The sequence below is a fragment of the Massilia sp. NBRC 108631 genome (assembly GCF_059704565.1).
Window position 1 is genome coordinate 1 of the sequence record NZ_BAAKJE010000198.1, and the last position, 15846, is coordinate 15846.

Annotated in this window: 14 protein-coding genes; 8 read left to right on the forward strand and 6 right to left on the reverse strand. The window is 65.0% G+C overall.

What is annotated here, in order from left to right:
* Together AC6H42_RS21555 and AC6H42_RS21560 are read right to left on the reverse strand one after the other, a co-directional pair.
* Positions 1-405: SDR family NAD(P)-dependent oxidoreductase (locus AC6H42_RS21555; RefSeq protein WP_497548909.1), on the reverse strand; the 405-nt coding region annotated here is incomplete at its 3' end.
* A gap of 23 nt (positions 406-428) precedes the next feature.
* A complete protein-coding gene (locus AC6H42_RS21560) occupies positions 429-1820 on the reverse strand; it encodes a GntP family permease (protein ID WP_497548910.1) in 1392 nt (463 codons plus the stop codon).
* A 253-nt stretch (positions 1821-2073) separates the two neighbouring features.
* Between AC6H42_RS21560 and AC6H42_RS21565 the strand changes: the two genes are divergently transcribed.
* The 5 genes from AC6H42_RS21565 (at position 2074) to yacG (ending at position 6099) form a co-directional block, all read left to right on the forward strand.
* The gene (locus AC6H42_RS21565) at positions 2074-3495 is read left to right on the forward strand and encodes a sigma-54 interaction domain-containing protein (RefSeq protein ID WP_057153693.1); all 1422 of its coding nucleotides are present in this window, start codon (positions 2074-2076) and stop codon (positions 3493-3495) included.
* A gap of 55 nt (positions 3496-3550) precedes the next feature.
* Entirely contained in the window at positions 3551-4420 is an 870-nt protein-coding gene (locus AC6H42_RS21570; protein WP_057153365.1) for a prepilin peptidase, read from the forward strand.
* A gap of 1 nt (position 4421) precedes the next feature.
* Positions 4422-5099, forward strand: a complete 678-nt coding sequence (gene coaE, locus AC6H42_RS21575) for a dephospho-CoA kinase (protein ID WP_057153364.1) — start codon at positions 4422-4424, stop codon at positions 5097-5099.
* A gap of 64 nt (positions 5100-5163) precedes the next feature.
* Complete coding sequence (gene zapD / locus AC6H42_RS21580) at positions 5164-5919, forward strand: cell division protein ZapD (protein WP_057153363.1); 756 nt, start codon at positions 5164-5166, stop codon at positions 5917-5919.
* A 9-nt stretch (positions 5920-5928) separates the two neighbouring features.
* Complete coding sequence (gene yacG, locus AC6H42_RS21585; protein WP_057153362.1) at positions 5929-6099, forward strand: DNA gyrase inhibitor YacG; 171 nt, start codon at positions 5929-5931, stop codon at positions 6097-6099.
* A 1-nt stretch (position 6100) separates the two neighbouring features.
* Here the strand turns inward: yacG and mutT are convergent, their stop codons facing one another.
* Genes mutT through argJ form a run of 3 tightly spaced genes read right to left on the reverse strand, consistent with a single transcriptional unit; the run spans position 6101 to position 8637 of the window.
* Positions 6101-6514, reverse strand: a complete 414-nt coding sequence (gene mutT / locus AC6H42_RS21590; protein ID WP_057153361.1) for an 8-oxo-dGTP diphosphatase MutT — start codon at positions 6512-6514, stop codon at positions 6101-6103.
* A complete protein-coding gene (locus tag AC6H42_RS21595) occupies positions 6507-7397 on the reverse strand; it encodes an ATP-binding protein (protein WP_057153360.1) in 891 nt (296 codons plus the stop codon). Before AC6H42_RS21595 ends, mutT begins: the two co-directional genes overlap by 8 nt.
* 1 nt (position 7398) lies before the next feature.
* Positions 7399-8637, reverse strand: a complete 1239-nt coding sequence (gene argJ / locus AC6H42_RS21600) for a bifunctional glutamate N-acetyltransferase/amino-acid acetyltransferase ArgJ (RefSeq protein ID WP_057153359.1) — start codon at positions 8635-8637, stop codon at positions 7399-7401.
* Positions 8638-8947: 310 nt separating this feature from the next.
* Here argJ and AC6H42_RS21605 point away from each other — a divergent pair, with 310 nt between their 5' ends.
* The 3 genes from AC6H42_RS21605 to AC6H42_RS21615 all read left to right on the forward strand — a co-directional run bounded on the left by AC6H42_RS21605 (position 8948) and on the right by AC6H42_RS21615 (position 12752).
* Positions 8948-10165: a porin gene (locus AC6H42_RS21605; RefSeq protein ID WP_057153358.1), complete on the forward strand. Its 1218-nt coding sequence runs from the start codon at positions 8948-8950 to the stop codon at positions 10163-10165.
* 9 nt (positions 10166-10174) lie between these two features.
* Positions 10175-10582 (forward strand): type 2 periplasmic-binding domain-containing protein, encoded by a 408-nt coding sequence (locus tag AC6H42_RS21610; protein ID WP_057153357.1) that lies wholly within the window; start codon positions 10175-10177, stop codon positions 10580-10582.
* 184 nt (positions 10583-10766) lie between these two features.
* A complete protein-coding gene (locus tag AC6H42_RS21615) occupies positions 10767-12752 on the forward strand; it encodes an ATP-binding protein (protein WP_057153356.1) in 1986 nt (661 codons plus the stop codon).
* Positions 12753-12800: 48 nt separating this feature from the next.
* On the opposite strand, the gene secA is transcribed toward AC6H42_RS21615, so the two are convergent.
* Positions 12801-15548 (reverse strand): preprotein translocase subunit SecA, encoded by a 2748-nt coding sequence (gene secA / locus AC6H42_RS21620; protein WP_497548911.1) that lies wholly within the window; start codon positions 15546-15548, stop codon positions 12801-12803.
* Between the last annotated feature and the right edge of the window lie 298 nt (positions 15549-15846).

The following is a 15846-nucleotide window of genomic DNA, read 5'->3' on the forward strand; positions in this document are numbered from 1 at the left end:
GCGGCCCCAGCCGCGCTGCCGCATCTGCGGCAGCGCGGCGCGGATGGCGTGGAAGTTGGACGACAGGTTGATGGCCATGATCCGGTCCCACTGCTCCAGCGGGAACTCGTGCACCGGCGCGGTGTGCTGGATGCCGGCGTTGTTGACCAGGATGTCGACCGCGCCGAACGCGGCCGTGGCCTCGGCCACCATGGCGGCGATCTGGTCCGGCTGCGCCATGTCGGCCGCGCTGTGGCGCACTTGCACGCCGTGCGCGCGCAGCTCGGCGGCGATGGCCTCGATGGCGGCGGCGTCGCCGTAGCCGTTCAGCATGACATTGGCGCCCTGCGCGGCCAGCGCGCGCGCTATGCCCAGGCCGATGCCGCTGGTGGAACCGGTGACGATGGCGGATTTGTTCTTCAACATGGGAAAACTCCTTGGTAGATCGCTCAGTAGATGCCGAACGCGTAGTAGGCGCCGATGACCACGAACACGGCCATGGTCTTGATGCAGGTGACGACAAAGATGTCGCCATAGGACACTTTGTGCGTCAGTCCGGTCACCGCCAGCAAGGTAATCACGGCGCCGTTGTGCGGCAGCGTGTCCATGCCGCCGCTGGCCATGGAGGCGACGCGGTGCAGCACTTCCATCGGGATGTGGGCGGCGTTGGCGGCCTGGATGAAGGTGTCCGACATGGCGGCCAGCGCGATGCTCATGCCGCCCGAGGCGGAACCGGTGATGCCGGCCAGCGAAGTGACGGCGATCGCCTCGTTGATCAGCGGGTTGGGCACGGCGCGCAGCGCGTCGGCTACCACCAGGAAGCCCGGCAGGCCGGCGATCACGGCGCCGAAACCGTACTCGGAGGCCGTGTTCATGGACGCCAGCAGCGCGCCTGAAATGGCCAGCTTGCTGCCTTCGGCGAAGCGCCGGCGCACCGTGTCGAAGGCCAGCACCAGCACCGTGGCGATGCCCACCAGCAGCGCCGCCTCCACGGCCCAGATGGCCGCCACCTTCGACACTTCGGTCACCACCGGCTTGGCCGAACCGGCCAGCTCCAGGCTGTGGCTCTTGCCGTAGTAGAGCGGAATCATCATGGTAAACACCTTGTTCAGCACGCCCACCAGCACCAGCGGCAGCAGCGCCACCAGCGGATGCGGCAGGCTCTGCTGGGTGAATTCCTCCGGCTCGTTGCTGTGGCCGCTACCATAGCCCTCGCCCTTGGCCAGCGCCTGGCGGCGGCGCCACTCCAGATAGGCCAGGCCCACCGCCAGGATGAACACGGAGCCGGTCAGGCCCAGCCAGGGCGCGGCCCAGGTGTCGGTCTGGAAGAAGGAGGTCGGGATGATGTTCTGGATCTGCGGAGTGCCGGGCAGCGCGTCCATGGTGAAGGTGAACGCGCCCAGCGCGATGGTGCCGGGAATCAGGCGCTTGGGGATGTTGCTCTGCCTGAACATCTCGGCGGCGAAGGGGTAGACCGCGAATACCACCACGAACAGCGACACGCCGCCGTAGGTCAGCACCGCGCACACCATGACAATGGCCAGCATGGCGCGCTCGCGCCCCACCAGGCGGATCACCAGCGCCACGATGGACTTGGAAAAGCCGGACAGCTCGATCACCTTGCCGAACACGGCGCCGAGCAGGAACACGGGGAAGTAGAGCTTCACGAAGCCCACCATCTTGTCCATGAAGACGCTGGTAAACATGGGCGGCACCAGGCCGGGATCGGTCAGCAGCACGGCCAGCATGGCCGCCACCGGGGCAAACAGGATGACGCTGAAGCCGCGGTAGGCGACCACCATCAGGAACACCAGCGCCAGCAACACAATCAGAAAGCTCATACACGCTCCAATAAGGTAGAACGTTGTCTATAGCACTATCCATGCCCGGAAAACAAAGTCCTTTGTATTCAAGCAGTTAGATATAAGCCGGGGTGATGCGGGGGTGCCGCTGCGACGCATATTGTCTGGATAGCCGGACATCCTGCGTAGAATTACGGAGAAATCCCGTCTGGAAATCCAGACAATGTGTTGGGAATGCTGGACAGGCTGGGCAAGAGCCGTCACAATCGGCCCTTTTGCGGGGATGGACGCGATGGACTTGCTGCACTGGTTTACCGAAAACCCGGGCGCGGGCGGCCTGCGCCACCTGGCCATCCCCAAGCTGCTGGAACGGCTGGACGCGCTGTGCGAAGGCACCATCGCCGTCGACACCGACGCGCGCATCGTTTGGTGCAACGACAAATACCTGCACATGCTGGGCTACACCGACCCGCAATCGCTGCTGGGGCGCGACGTGGAGGAGATCATTCCCAACAGCCTGATGCGCCAGGTCGTCAAAACGGGAGAGCCCATCCTGCTCGACCTGATGGCCTTCGGCAGCGACACGTTCGTGGTGTCGCGCCTGCCGCTGACCGGGCCGGACGGCCAGGTGATCGGCGCGGTCGGCATCTGCCTGTACGACAAGCTGCACCACCTGAAGCCGCTGCTGGGCAAGTTCTCCCAGCTGCAGGACGAACTGGCGGAAACCCGCCGCCTGCTGGTGGAAGACCGCCGCCCGCGCTACACGCTGGCCAGCTACGTCGGCAACAGCCCGGCCAGCCTGGAAGTGAAACGCCAGGCGCGGCGCGCGGCGCAGCTGGGCAGCACCGTGCTGCTGCTGGGTGAAACCGGCACCGGCAAGGAACTGCTGGCGCAAGCCATCCACGCCAGTTCCGCGCGCGCCAGCCAGCCCTTCATCGCCGTCAACGCCGCCGCCATCCCCGAGGCGCTGCTGGAGTCCGAATTCTTCGGCGCGGCGCCCGGCGCCTACACCGGCGCCGACAAGCGCGGCCGCGACGGCAAGTTCAAGCTGGCCCACGGCGGCACGCTGTTCCTGGACGAAGTGGGCGACATGCCGCTGCAGATCCAGGCCAAGCTGCTGCGCGTGCTGCAGGAGCAGGAAGTGGAACCGCTGGGCTCGAACAAGGTGATCAAGGTGGACGTGCGCATCATCGCCGCCACCAGCATCGACCTGGTGCAGGCACTGGCGCAGGGCCGCCTGCGGCGCGACCTGTATTACCGCCTGAACGTGCTGTCCATCACGCTGCCGCCGCTGCGCGAACGGCTGGCCGACCTGGAAGCGCTGTGCGAAGGCGCGCTGGAGCAGATCGTCGAGCGCACCGGCATGGGCCGGCGCGAACTGACGCCCGGCGCGCTGCAGCGGCTGGCCGGCTACGATTGGCCGGGCAATGTGCGCGAACTGCGCAACGTGCTGGAGAAGGCCGTGCTGCACAGCGACAACCGGCGCCTGGTGGCGGACGACTTCGACACCATCCTGCCGCGCCCCCATGGCGGCCCGGCCCGGCCGGGCGCGGCCGCCATCGTGCAGCCGCTGGCGCAGGTGGTGGCGGCGGCCGAGCGCGGCGCCATCGAAGCGGCGCTGCTGGCGGCGGGCGGCAAGAAAACCGAGGCCGCGCGCCTGCTGGGCATTTCGCGCGCCACCTTGTATGAAAAAATGGCGCAGCTGCAACTGTAGTTGTGCCGCGCCCTGCCTTATACTGTCTGCACAGAAAACCAACGGAACCCAACCGATGCAGGATATCTTGCTGTTCGCCCCGCCCGCCACCCTGATCGCCGCGATCGCGGCCGGCATCTTCGGCCTGCTGATCGGCAGTTTCCTCAACGTCGTCATCCACCGCCTGCCCATCATGATGCAGCGCGAGTCGGACAACTACGTGGCCTCGGAGCTGGGCAAGGACTTGCCGCACACCACACGCTACAGCCTGGTGGCGCCGCGCTCGGCCTGCCCGCACTGCCAGCACCAGATCACCGCGCTGGAAAACATCCCCGTGGTCAGCTACCTGGTGCTGGGCGGCAAATGCAGCAACTGCCAGGCGAAGATCTCGCCGCGCTACCCCATCATCGAAGCGTGCACCGGCCTGCTGTCGGCCGCGCTGGTGTGGCAGTTCGGCAGCGGCTGGATGGGCCTGGCCACGCTGCTGTTCGCCTACCTGCTGATCGCCATGACCTTCATCGACGCCGACACCCAGCTGCTGCCGGACGACCTGACCTTGCCGCTGCTGTGGGCCGGCCTGCTGATCAACATCAACGGCACCTTCGTGCCGCTGCAGGACGCTGTGATCGGCGCGGCGGCCGGCTACCTGGCGCTGTGGTCGATCTACTGGCTGTTCAAGCTGGCCACCGGCAAGGAAGGCATGGGCTACGGCGACTTCAAGCTGCTGGCGGCGCTGGGCGCCTGGCTGGGCTGGGCCACGCTGCCCACCATCATCCTGCTGTCGTCGGTAGTGGGCGCGGTGGTCGGCATCTGCCTGATGGTGTTCGCCAAGCGCGGCCGCAACAACCCCATCCCCTTCGGTCCCTACCTGGCGGCGGCCGGCCTGATCGCGCTGATGTTCGGCGGTCCGCTGGCGGCGTTCACTTCCAGCGTACTGGGCCAGTAAAGTGAGTACAGGCACCAGCACTGGCCCACGCACCGGCACCGGCGCCAGCGGCAAGTTCAGCGTCGGCCTGACCGGCGGCATCGGCAGCGGCAAGAGCGTGGTGGCGGCGCGCTTCGCCGAACTGGGCGCCACCATCGTCGACACCGACCGCATCGCCCACGGCATGACCGTGCCGGGCGGCCCCGCCATGCCGGCCCTGCTGGCCGAGTTCGGCCCCGGGTTGGCCGACGCCAGCGGCGCCATGGACCGCGCCCGCATGCGCGCGCTGGTGTTCAGCGACGCCACCGCCAAGGCCAGGCTGGAAGCCATCCTGCACCCGCTGATCCGCAGCGCCGCCGAAGCGGCGGGCGCCGCCGCCACCGGCCCCTACGTGATCTACGACGTGCCGCTGCTGGTCGAGTCCGGCACATGGCGCAGCCGGGTGCAGCGCGTGCTGGTGGTGGACTGCCCGGAGGCGGTGCAGGTGGCGCGCGTGATGGCGCGCAACAAGATGCCGGCGGCCCAGGTGCAAGCCATCATGGCGGCCCAGGCGCCGCGTTCAACGCGGTTGGCAGCGGCGGACGATATCATTAATAATGAGGGGGATTTAGCAGCATTGGAGCCGCAAATCGCGCGATTACACGATTTATACCTGGCATTTTCGGCAGGAACGATAACAATACCATCGCAACGTTTGTAATTTTGCTTCGCTTGGTTCAGAATCACGGAATTCTTTGCAGGCCCATCTATAGAGGGAAGTCATTTTGATTGTCTACGAATACCCTTTCAACGAGCGCATACGCACGTTGTTGCGGCTGGAAGACCTGTACGAGAAATTCAAGTTCTTTGTGCATCAAGAACACCCCATGCAGCACCATGTCGCGCTGTCCACCATCTTCGACATGCTCGAAGTGGCAGGCCGGGCCGACCTGAAGTCGGACCTGCTGCAGGAACTGGAGCGCCAGCGCCAGACTTTGCTGAGCTACCGCTCCAACCCGAATGTACAGGCTGAAACGCTGGACGCCATCCTGTCCGAACTGGACAGCGTGAGCAGCGCGCTGGTGGGCGCGCAGGGCAAGACCGGCCAGAACGTGCGCGACAATGAATGGCTGATGAGCATACGCGGCCGCACCATCATCCCCGGCGGCGCCTGCGAATTCGACCTGCCCTCCTATTACGCCTGGCAAAAGCGCAGCGCCGAGCAGCGCTTCAACGACATCGCCGGCTGGTTCGCGCCGCTGGCGCCGCTGTTCGACGCCCTGGCCCTGGTGCTGCGCCTGCTGCGCGACTCGGGCGGCCCGGTGAAGATGATCGCCAATGCGGGCAGCTACCAGCAAATGCTGCAAGGCAAGGTCTACCAGATGCTGCGGCTGACGCTGGACGAATCGATGGGCGCCATCCCCGAGATCTCCGCCAACAAATACATGCTGTGGGTGCGTTTCACCACCCAGGGCGGCGATTTGAAACCCAAGCCGCTGGAAGAAGATGTACCATTCGAGCTCACGCTCTGTAATTTTTAAAGAATCGCCATGACCGTAGTTGCATGCCCGACCTGCTCCGCCAAAGTGGAGTGGAGCGAAAAAAACAAATACCGCCCCTTCTGTTCCGAACGCTGCAAGCAGATCGACCTGGGCGCCTGGGCCGAGGAAAAGTACGCCATCCCGGCCGCGCCGCCGCGCGATCCGCTGGACGAGGAATAAATCAGGGCAGCGCCGCCGGATCGTGGCGGATCTGCTCCAGCCATTCGAGCAGCGGTATGGTGGCCGGCAATAGCGGCTCGACGCCGACCGTGCCCTGCCATGCGAAAGCCTGGCCTTCCAGGCTTTGCGGCTCGCCGTGCCAGTCGCGGCTGATGTAGAAGTGCAGCCGCACATGGGCGTGCGGGTACGCATACTCCACGCCGCACCATTCCTGCGCGCTGTTCACGGTCAATCCCAGCTCTTCGACAAACTCGCGCTTGAGCGCTTGCAGCACCGTCTCGCCCGGATCGACTTTGCCGCCGGGGAATTCCCAATAGCCGTCATAGGGCTTGCCTGCCGGGCGCTGGCCCAGCAGCACGTCGCCGTTCGGCTTGATCAGGATGCCGACGGCGACGTCCACTTTCTTATCAGTCATTCACATTGCTTTCATCGGGGAGTTTGCCGGCATAGTCCTTGGCGAACTGCCAGGCCACGCGGCCGGAACGCGAGCCGCGCTGCAGCGCCCAGCGCAAGGCCTCGCCGCGCGCCGCCTCCACCTGCGCCGGGGTGCAGCCGAAGCTGGCCAGCCAGTGGCCGCAGATGTCGAGGTAATCGTCCTGCTTGAAGGCGTAGAACGACAGCCACAGGCCGAAGCGCTCCGACAGCGAGATCTTCTCCTCCACCGTTTCGCCCGGATGCAGGTCGCCGTCCTCGTCGTGCTTGTAGCTCAGGTTGTCGGCCATGCGCTCCGGCATCAGGTGGCGCCGGTTGGAGGTGGCGTAGATCAGCACATTGTTGGATTGCGCGGCGATCGAGCCGTCCAGCGCCACCTTCAGCGCCTTGTAGCCGCTCTCGCCCTCTTCGAACGACAGGTCGTCGCAGAAGATGATGAAGCGCTCGGGGCGGCCCGCCACCAGCTCGACGATGTCCGGCAGCTCGGCCAGGTCGGCCTTGTCGACTTCGATCAGCCGCAAGCCATTCTTGGCGAACTGGTTCAAACAGGCCTTGATCAGCGACGATTTGCCGGTGCCGCGCGCGCCCGTCAGCAGCACGTTGTTGGCCGGGCGGCCGGCAACGAACTGGCGCGTATTCTGTTCGATGGCGGCCTTTTGCGGGGCGATGTTGTGCAGATCGTCCAGCGCGATGCTAGAGACGTGCGTCACCGCCTGCAAATGGCTGGCGCCGCCATTGCGGCGCCGCCAGCGGTAGGCGTAGCCCAGCTTCCAGTCCGGCTCGCGCGGACCGTGCGGCAGGATCGCCTCCACTCTTTGCAGCAGGGCTTCGGCGCGCACCAGGAATTGCTCGAGGGGCGTCGCCATATCAGGAACGGTAGTCGGCGTTGATGCTGACGTAGTCATGCGACAGGTCGCAGGTGTAGACCGTGGCTTTGGCCTCGCCGCGCGCCAGCTTCACGCGCACGCCGATCTCGCTCTGCTTCATCACGCGCTGGCCGTCTTCTTCCTTGTAGTCGGGATTGCGGCCGCCGTTCTTGGCCACCCACACGTCGTCCAGGTACAGGTTGAGCTTGCTCACGTCCAGGTCGTCCACGCCGGCGTAGCCGATCGCGGCCAGGATGCGGCCCAGGTTGGGGTCGGAGGCGAAGAAAGCGGTTTTCACCAGCGGCGAGTGGGCGATGGAGTACGCGATCTTGCGGCATTCTTCCATGTTCTTGCCGTCTTCCACCGTGATCGTCATGAATTTGGTGGCGCCTTCGCCGTCGCGGATGATGGCTTGCGCGAGGAATACCGACAGCTCCGTAACGGCCGCGGCCAGCGCCTTGAATTCAGGCGAGTCGACCGAGTTCACTTCCAGCGTGCCGGCGCCGGTGGCCACCAGCATGAAGGAGTCGTTGGTGGAGGTGTCGCCGTCGATGGTGATGCAATTGAACGACTGGTCGGCCGCCTGCTTGACCAGCACGTCCAGCACCGGCTGCGCCACCTTGGCGTCGAAGGCCAGGAAGCCCAGCATGGTGGCCATGTTAGGCTTGATCATGCCGGCGCCCTTGGAGATGCCGGTCAAGGTCACCTTGTGGCCGGCGATGTCCACCGTGCGCGAGCCGGCTTTCGGCTGGGTGTCGGTGGTCATGATGGCTTCGGCCGCGTTGAACCAGTTGTCGGCGGTCAGGTTGGCCACGGCGGCCGGCAGGCCGGCCACGATGCGCTCCACCGGCAGCGGCTCCAGGATCACGCCGGTCGAGAACGGCAGGATCTGGCCAGCGCCGCAACCCAGCAGTTCGGCCAGCGCCGCGCAGCTTTGCTGCGCACGCGCCAGGCCCTCTTCGCCGGTGCCGGCGTTGGCGTTGCCGGTGTTGACCATCAGCGCGCGGATCGGCTGGCCGCCGGCGTTTACGGCAGCCAGGTTGGCTTTCGAGATCTGCACCGGCGCGGCGCAGAAGCGGTTCAAGGTGAACACGCCGGACACGGTGGCGCCCGGCGCCAGGCGCAGCACCAGCAAGTCCTTGCGGTTCGGCTTCTTGATGCCGGCTTCGGCAAAACCGATCTCGATGCCGGCAACCGGCTTCAGATCAGCAGCGACAGGAATGGGGGAATTGACGGCCATTTGGATTCTCGGGCTAGTGTAGGGAAGCCGTTATTGTAATGCCTACAGCCGGACGGTGCGGCGCACTACTTTCGGTTACTTTCCAGACCATCACTGTTTTCCCGCCAATATTAAAAATTCGGCCAAACGTGCAGCAATGATGCCGAAAACGCAGCATAACATCGCTAAAAAGCCACAGAATTTTAGAGCTTTTGTTCAGTACAACGTTTTCATAATCATGCCTCAGAGAAATTTCAACTAAGGTTAGCGACGCATGCGGTGCCCCGTGCTTGCCGCTTCTCCGAAAAATAGAGTGATTGGAATCCGTACGATGAAAAAGCAACTTCTAGTAGCATCCGTGCTGGCGGCCTGCAGCGTCATGCAAGCCCAGGCAGGCTCCCTGGACGACGGCAATCTGAGCATCAGCGGCTTCGGCACGCTGGCCGCCGCCAAGAGCAACACAGACACCGCCAAGTTTGCCCGCTACAACCAGGCGACCGGCGTCGGCGACAGCCCGCGCCTGGGCCTGGACAGCAACCTCGGCCTGCAAGCCACCTACAAGATCAACGACTGGCTGTCGGGCACCGCGCAGGTGCTGACCCGCAAGAACACCAGCCCCAGCTTCACCACCGACCTGACCTGGGCCTTCCTGAAAATGAAGGTCAACGATGAAATCAATGTGCGCGTCGGCCGCGTGGTGATCCCCGCCTTCCTGATTTCCGACTACCAGAACGTGGGCTACGCCAACACCATGATGCGTCCGCCGATCGAAGTCTACGGCCAGGACCCGATTGAAAACGTGGACGGCGTCGATGTGAACTACCAGCACGCCTTCGGCGACACCAACTTCACCGCGCAAGCCTTCTTCGGCTCCAGCCGCGGCAAGCTGTTCGTGCCGACCGCCGGCGGCTCCGTGGCCAAGTACCGCGCACCGGCCCAGGGCGTCAGCCTGTCGCTCGAACGCGGTCCGGTGACCGTGCGCCTGGGCCACGCCCGCGCCGAGCTGCACAGCGACAACCTGCTGCCGATCAACAGCCTGGCCGCCACGCTGACCCAGGTCGGCTTCGGCCAGCTGGGCCGCGACCTGGGCATCGTCGACGGCAAGAAAATGAGCTTCACCGAGCTGGGCGTGACGGTGGACTGGAACAACATCGTGATCCAGTCCGAGTACGCGCAGCGCCGCGCGCACGACCCGGTCTACATCCCGGAAACCAATTCCTGGTACGCCATGGCCGGCTACCGCGTCGGCAAGGTGCTGCCGTACTACGCGCACGCCGCCGTCAAGGGCGCAGGCAGCTCGATCACCGTGCCGGCCGCGCTGGCCAAGATCCCGACGCTGAACGGCGCCGTCAACAACCTGCTGATCTCGCCCGAGCAATCGACCGACCTGATCGGCGTACGCTGGGACTTCGCCAAGTCGATGGCGCTCAAGGTGCAGGTCGACCGCGTCAAGCCCAAGGTCAAGTCGGGCCAGCTGATCTTCACGCCGGCCGCCGGCCAGAAAGACAGCGTGACCGTGGTTGCGGCCGGTCTGGATTTCGTATTCTAAGGTGAACCCATGAAAAAAATAATGACTTCCCTGATGCTGGCCGGCTTCGCCGCAGCCAGCGTGCCGGCCGCCGCCGAAACGGTGGTGATCGTCAACAAGGCCAACCCGGCCACGCGCATGTTCTCGGAACAGGCGTCCCAGTTCTTCCTCGGCAAATCGAACATGTTCACGCCGGTGGACCAGGCTGAAGGCTCGGCCATCCGCAACGACTTCTACCAGAAGGTGGCGGAGAAGGACGCGGCCCAGGTCAAGGCGATCTGGTCCAAGCTGGTATTTACCGGCAAGGCCACCCCGCCCAAGGAATACAAGGGCAACGCCGAGGTCAAGAAGGCCGTGGCGGACGATCCGAAAGCCATCGGCTACATCGACAAGTCGGCGGTGGACGACACGGTCAAGGTCATCCTGACCCTGCCGTAAGCCACACGCCTGCCTGCACGACCAACGCCCGCCCGGGCAACCCGGCGGGCGTTTTCATGTCGGCCAGCGCGCCGGCGGCAAGCAGGACGGCACGGTCCAGGCGATCTTGGCACTCCTGGGCCTAGTTGCATGCGGTATATTGCTGGATGGGGACGAGGGGCGTCCTGGACAGCTAGGAGTGGGTGTGAGTTTATCGCTGCGCGCGAAGTTTCTGTTGTTGAGTGCCATCGTCCAGGCGCTGGTGGTGGCCCTGCTGATCGGCAACAGCCAGCGCGTGATGGACAACGCGGTGGGCAAGAACGCGGAACGGGTCGCGCACGAATACGCCGTCACGCTCAACCTCACGCTGAGCCCCTACGCCATCCGCGGCCGGCTCAGCGAGCTGAACGACTACTGGAACGAGATGCTGTCCGACCCGCAGGACAGCTTCGTGCGCTACATCGTGGTGCTGGACCACAACGACGTGCCGGTGGCCAGCGCGGGCGAGCGTCCGGCCGAGCTGCCGGTGGCGCTGCGCAACGGCACCGCGCCGGCCATGAACGGCGTGCGCACCTGGCAGCGCGAGGGCACGCTGCACGCGCGCGCGCCGATGCTGCTCAAGGACAACCAGGTCGGCTCGCTCAACTTCGGCCTGTCGACCAGCGAACTGGACAAGGCACGCGAAGAAGTATTCCTGCAGTCCGGCCTGATCTCGCTGTTCGGCCTGGCGCTGGGCGTGCTGCTGTTCTACGCCTTCACCCAGGGCATCGGACGGCGCCTGCGCGCCCTCACCAGCCAGACCGGCGAGATGATGAAAGACGCCTTCGGCCAGCGTCCGCCGGAAGGCGAAGGCGACGAAATCGAAGTCTATGCGCGCTCGCTCAATTCGATGAGCGTGGCGCTGCGCGAGCGGGTGCTGCAGCTGGAAGCGTCGCAGCAGCGCCTGTCCGAATCGGAAGCGCGCTTCAAGACCCTGTTCGACATGGCGCCGCTGCCGCTCAGCGTAACCGACCGCAACGGCCACATCATCGGCGCCAACCAGGCCCTCACGCGCGCCTTCGGCTACGGCCCGGAACAGCTGATCGGCCAGCGCTCGGACTCGTTCACCTTCTGGGGCGCGCCGGAGGAACGCGAACGGATCTGGCAGCTGTACATGCGCAACGGCAGCGTGCACGGCGAAGTGGCCAGCATGGCCTTGCGCGACGGCGGCAGCGGCCAGGTGGCGATCTGGTCGTCCTCGCTGACGCTGGACGGGGTGGACGCCATCATCTGGGCGCTGCTGGACATGACGGCCGAGCTGAAGGCCAAGCAGGAACTGGAAGAATTGAACGTGTCGCTGGAGAGCCGGGTGCGCCAGCGCTCGGCCGAGCTGGAGCGCGCCAACGGCGACCTGTCGCACGCGCTGCAAACTCTGCAGCGCACCCAGCACGACTTGCTCGCGGCGGAAAAGATGGCCTCGCTCGGCTCGCTGGTGGCCGGCATCGCGCACGAGCTGAACACGCCGATCGGCAACAGCCTGCTGGCCTCGACCGCGCTGGGCGACCGGGTGCAGGAATTCGAAGCCATGCTGGTGGGCGGCAGCCTGCGCCGCTCGGCGCTGACCACCTACAACGAGGAAGTGAAGCTGGCCTCGGCGCTGATTTCCGGCTCGCTGCACAAGGCGGCCAACCTGATCGCCTCATTCAAGCAGATCGCGGTGGACCAGACCAACGACCAGCGCCGCGTGTTCAAGCTGCAGGCGGTGGTGCAGGACACGGCCGCCACCTATGTGCCGCGCCTGCGCCGCGCCCATTGCAGCACCACGGTCGAGGTGCCGCCGGGCCTGGCGCTCGATTCCTATCCGGGCAGCTGGTACCAGATCTTCACCAACCTGATCAACAATGCGCTGGCGCACGCCTTCGAAGGACGCAGCGGCGGCAGCATCGCCATCGTGGCGCGCGAACTGGACGGCGGCATGGTCGAGGTGGTCTTCAGCGACGACGGCGCCGGCATGGCCGACGACGTCAGGCGGCACGTGTTCGACCCCTTCTTCACCACCAAGATGGGACGCGGCGGCACCGGGCTCGGCATGAACATCGTGTACAACATCGTGACCGGCGTGCTGGGCGGACGGGTGACGGTGGAGTCGCAGCCCGGACAGGGCACGGCGGTGCGCATCCTGATCCCGCGCAGCTCCCCGGCCCGGGCCTAGGCGAAAAAAAAACCGGAGCTGGGCTCCGGTCTTTTTAATCGGCGCAAATCACGCCAGCTTGCCGTGGCAAGCCTTGTACTTCTTGCCGCTGCCGCAAGGGCAAGGGTCGTTGCGGCCCACACGCACGCCGTCGTCGGACGCGGCCGGCGCGGCGGTCGGCGCCAGCAGCTCTTCCGGCGCCGCGTTCGGGTTGAAGTCGGCGTGCTGGTAATGCACGTTCTCCACGTGGCTGGCCTGCATCGCCGCTTCGGCCGCGTCGATTTCCTCGCGCGACTGGATGCGCACCGTCATCACGTTGCGCACCACCTCGTTCTTGATCAGGTCCAGCATCTGGCCGAACAGCTCGAACGCCTCGCGCTTGTACTCCTGCTTCGGATTCTTCTGCGCATAGCCGCGCAGGTGGATACCCTGGCGCAGGTGGTCCAGCGCGGCCAGGTGCTCGCGCCAGTGGCTGTCCACGCTTTGCAGCATGACGTTGCGCTCGAAGCCGCCGAACACGTCCTTGCCGACGATGTCGATCTTGGCCTGGTAGACCGCGTCGGCCGCGGCCAGCACCTTCTCCAGCACTTCCTCGTCGGTCAGGCTGGAGTCGGCCGCCAGCGCGCCCTGCAGGTCCACCTGCACCTGCCACTCGCCGGCCAGCACCGCTTCCAGGCCCTGGATGTTCCACTGCTCTTCCACCGACTCCGCCGGCACGTACTCGCGCACGATGTCGGTGAACATGCCGTGGCGCAGCGAAGCGATCATCTCGGAGATATCGGTCGCCTCCAGCAGCTCGTTACGCTGCTGGTAGATCACCTTGCGCTGGTCGTTGGCGACGTCGTCGTACTCCAGCAGCTGTTTGCGGATATCGAAGTTGCGCGCCTCCACCTTGCGCTGGGCCGACTCGATGGAGCGCGACACGATGCCCGCCTCGATCGGTTCGCCTTCCGGCATCTTCAGGCGGTCCATCACCGCGCGCACGCGGTCGCCGGCGAAGATGCGCAGCAAAGGATCGTCCAGCGACAGGAAGAAGCGCGACATGCCGGGGTCGCCCTGGCGGGCGGCGCGGCCGCGCAGCTGGTTGTCGACGCGGCGCGATTCGTGGCGCTCGGTGCCCACGATGTGCAGGCCGCCGGCGGCCACCACCTGTTCGTGCAGCGCCTGCCAGCCGTCGCGCAGCGCCTTGGCCTGGGCGGCCTTGTCGGCGTCGCTCAGGGCCGGGTTGGCGTCGATGAACTTGATCTGGTTTTCCACGTTACCGCCCAGCACGATGTCGGTACCGCGGCCGGCCATGTTGGTGGCGATGGTGATCGCTTTCGGGCTGCCCGCCTGGGCGATGATTTCCGCCTCGCGGGCATGCTGCTTGGCGTTCAGCACGTTGTGCGGCAGGCCGCCCTTGGTCAGGATGGCCGACAGCAGTTCCGAGTTCTCGATCGAAGTGGTACCCACCAGCACCGGCTGGCCGCGGTCGTAGCACTCGCGGATCTCCAGCATCATGGCGTTGTACTTTTCCTGGTTGGTCTTGTAGACCTGGTCCTGCTTGTCCTTGCGCGCCGAAGGGCGGTTGGGCGGGATCACCACGGTTTCCAGGCCGTAGATTTCCTGGAATTCATACGCTTCGGTGTCGGCGGTACCGGTCATGCCGGCCAGCTTGCCGTACATGCGGAAGTAGTTCTGGAAGGTGATCGAGGCCAGGGTCTGGTTCTCGTTCTGGATCTTCACGCCTTCTTTCGCTTCCACGGCCTGGTGCAGGCCGTCGGACCAGCGCCGGCCCGTCATCAGGCGGCCGGTGAATTCATCGACGATCACCACTTCATTGTTCTGCACCACGTAGTGCTGGTCCTTGAAGTACAGCGCGTGCGCGCGCAGCGCCGCGTACAGGTGGTGCACCAGCGTGATGTTGGCCGAATCGTACAGCGAGGCGCCTTCCGGCAGCAGGCCCATCTGCACCAGGATGGCTTCGGCCTTCTCGTGGCCGGCTTCGGTCAGCAGCACCGAGTGCGCCTTCTCGTCCTTGGTGTAGTCGCCCGGCACTTCGATCTTGCCCTTGCCGTCCGAGGTTTCCTCGCCGACCTGCTGGGTCAGCATCTTCGGCACTTCGTTGATCTTGTAGTACAGATCGGTGTGGTTCTCGGCCTGGCCGGAGATGATCAGCGGGGTACGGGCTTCGTCGATCAGGATCGAGTCGACTTCATCGACGATGCCGAAGTTCAGGGCGCGCTGCACGCGGTCGCGCGCTTCGAAGACCATGTTGTCGCGCAGGTAATCGAAGCCGAATTCGTTGTTGGTGCCGTAAGTGATGTCGGACGCGTAGGCCGCCTGCTTGGCGGCGTGCTCCATCTGCGACAGGTTGATGCCGGTGCTCAGGCCCAGCCAGCCGTACAGCTTGCCCATGGTGTCGGCGTCGCGCTGGGCCAGGTAATCGTTGACGGTGACGATGTGCACGCCCTTGCCGGACAGCGCATTCAGGTAGGCCGGCAGGGTCGCGGTCAGGGTCTTGCCCTCGCCGGTACCCATTTCGGCGATCTTACCGAAGTGCAACACCATGCCGCCGATCAGCTGGACGTCGAAGTGGCGCATCTTGAAGACGCGCTTGGAGGCTTCGCGGCAGACCGCGAAGGCTTCCGGCAGCAGCGCGTCGAGCGCCTCGCCGTTGGCGATACGTTCTTTGAAAGCGGGGGTTTTCGCCTGCAGCTCGGCATCCGACAGCTTTTCCATGGCCGGCTCGAGCGCATTGATTTCGCGTACCGTTTTTTGATATTGCTTGAGCAGACGCTGGTTGCGGCTGCCGAAAATCTGGGTCAGTAAGGACATTGGTTAACGCCGTTAAAAAAAGCTATGGTGTAAGGTGCTCAGCTTGCCGGGGGCAAAAGACCGATGATTTTATCATGCCGTCCGGCCAAGGTTGGGTTATTGCCCTTTATAACAATAGCCACAATTGTAACTAATCCGGATTTTTCCGCCACTTCCGTCCCATTCCTACAAGCGAACTGAGCCGCATTCCCCCCCAATCGGGGTCAGACCCCGAATGTGGGCGAATGCGGCTCAGTTCGCTTGGGCTGGCAGGCGGGCTGTGGTATGTTGCGGCCATGCGCTTCTTCAATTCCCTCAA

Coding starts and splice junctions, on each gene's coding strand:
- AC6H42_RS21560 (WP_497548910.1), bottom strand. CDS start 1,820: ATGAGCTTTCTGATTGTGTTGCTGGCGCTGGTGTTCCTGATGGTGGTC.
- AC6H42_RS21565 (WP_057153693.1), top strand. CDS start 2,074: ATGGACTTGCTGCACTGGTTTACCGAAAACCCGGGCGCGGGCGGCCTG.
- AC6H42_RS21570 (WP_057153365.1), top strand. CDS start 3,551: ATGCAGGATATCTTGCTGTTCGCCCCGCCCGCCACCCTGATCGCCGCG.
- yacG (WP_057153362.1), top strand. CDS start 5,929: ATGACCGTAGTTGCATGCCCGACCTGCTCCGCCAAAGTGGAGTGGAGC.
- mutT (WP_057153361.1), bottom strand. CDS start 6,514: ATGACTGATAAGAAAGTGGACGTCGCCGTCGGCATCCTGATCAAGCCG.
- AC6H42_RS21595 (WP_057153360.1), bottom strand. CDS start 7,397: ATGGCGACGCCCCTCGAGCAATTCCTGGTGCGCGCCGAAGCCCTGCTG.
- argJ (WP_057153359.1), bottom strand. CDS start 8,637: ATGGCCGTCAATTCCCCCATTCCTGTCGCTGCTGATCTGAAGCCGGTT.
- AC6H42_RS21605 (WP_057153358.1), top strand. CDS start 8,948: ATGAAAAAGCAACTTCTAGTAGCATCCGTGCTGGCGGCCTGCAGCGTC.
- AC6H42_RS21610 (WP_057153357.1), top strand. CDS start 10,175: ATGAAAAAAATAATGACTTCCCTGATGCTGGCCGGCTTCGCCGCAGCC.
- secA (WP_497548911.1), bottom strand. CDS start 15,548: ATGTCCTTACTGACCCAGATTTTCGGCAGCCGCAACCAGCGTCTGCTC.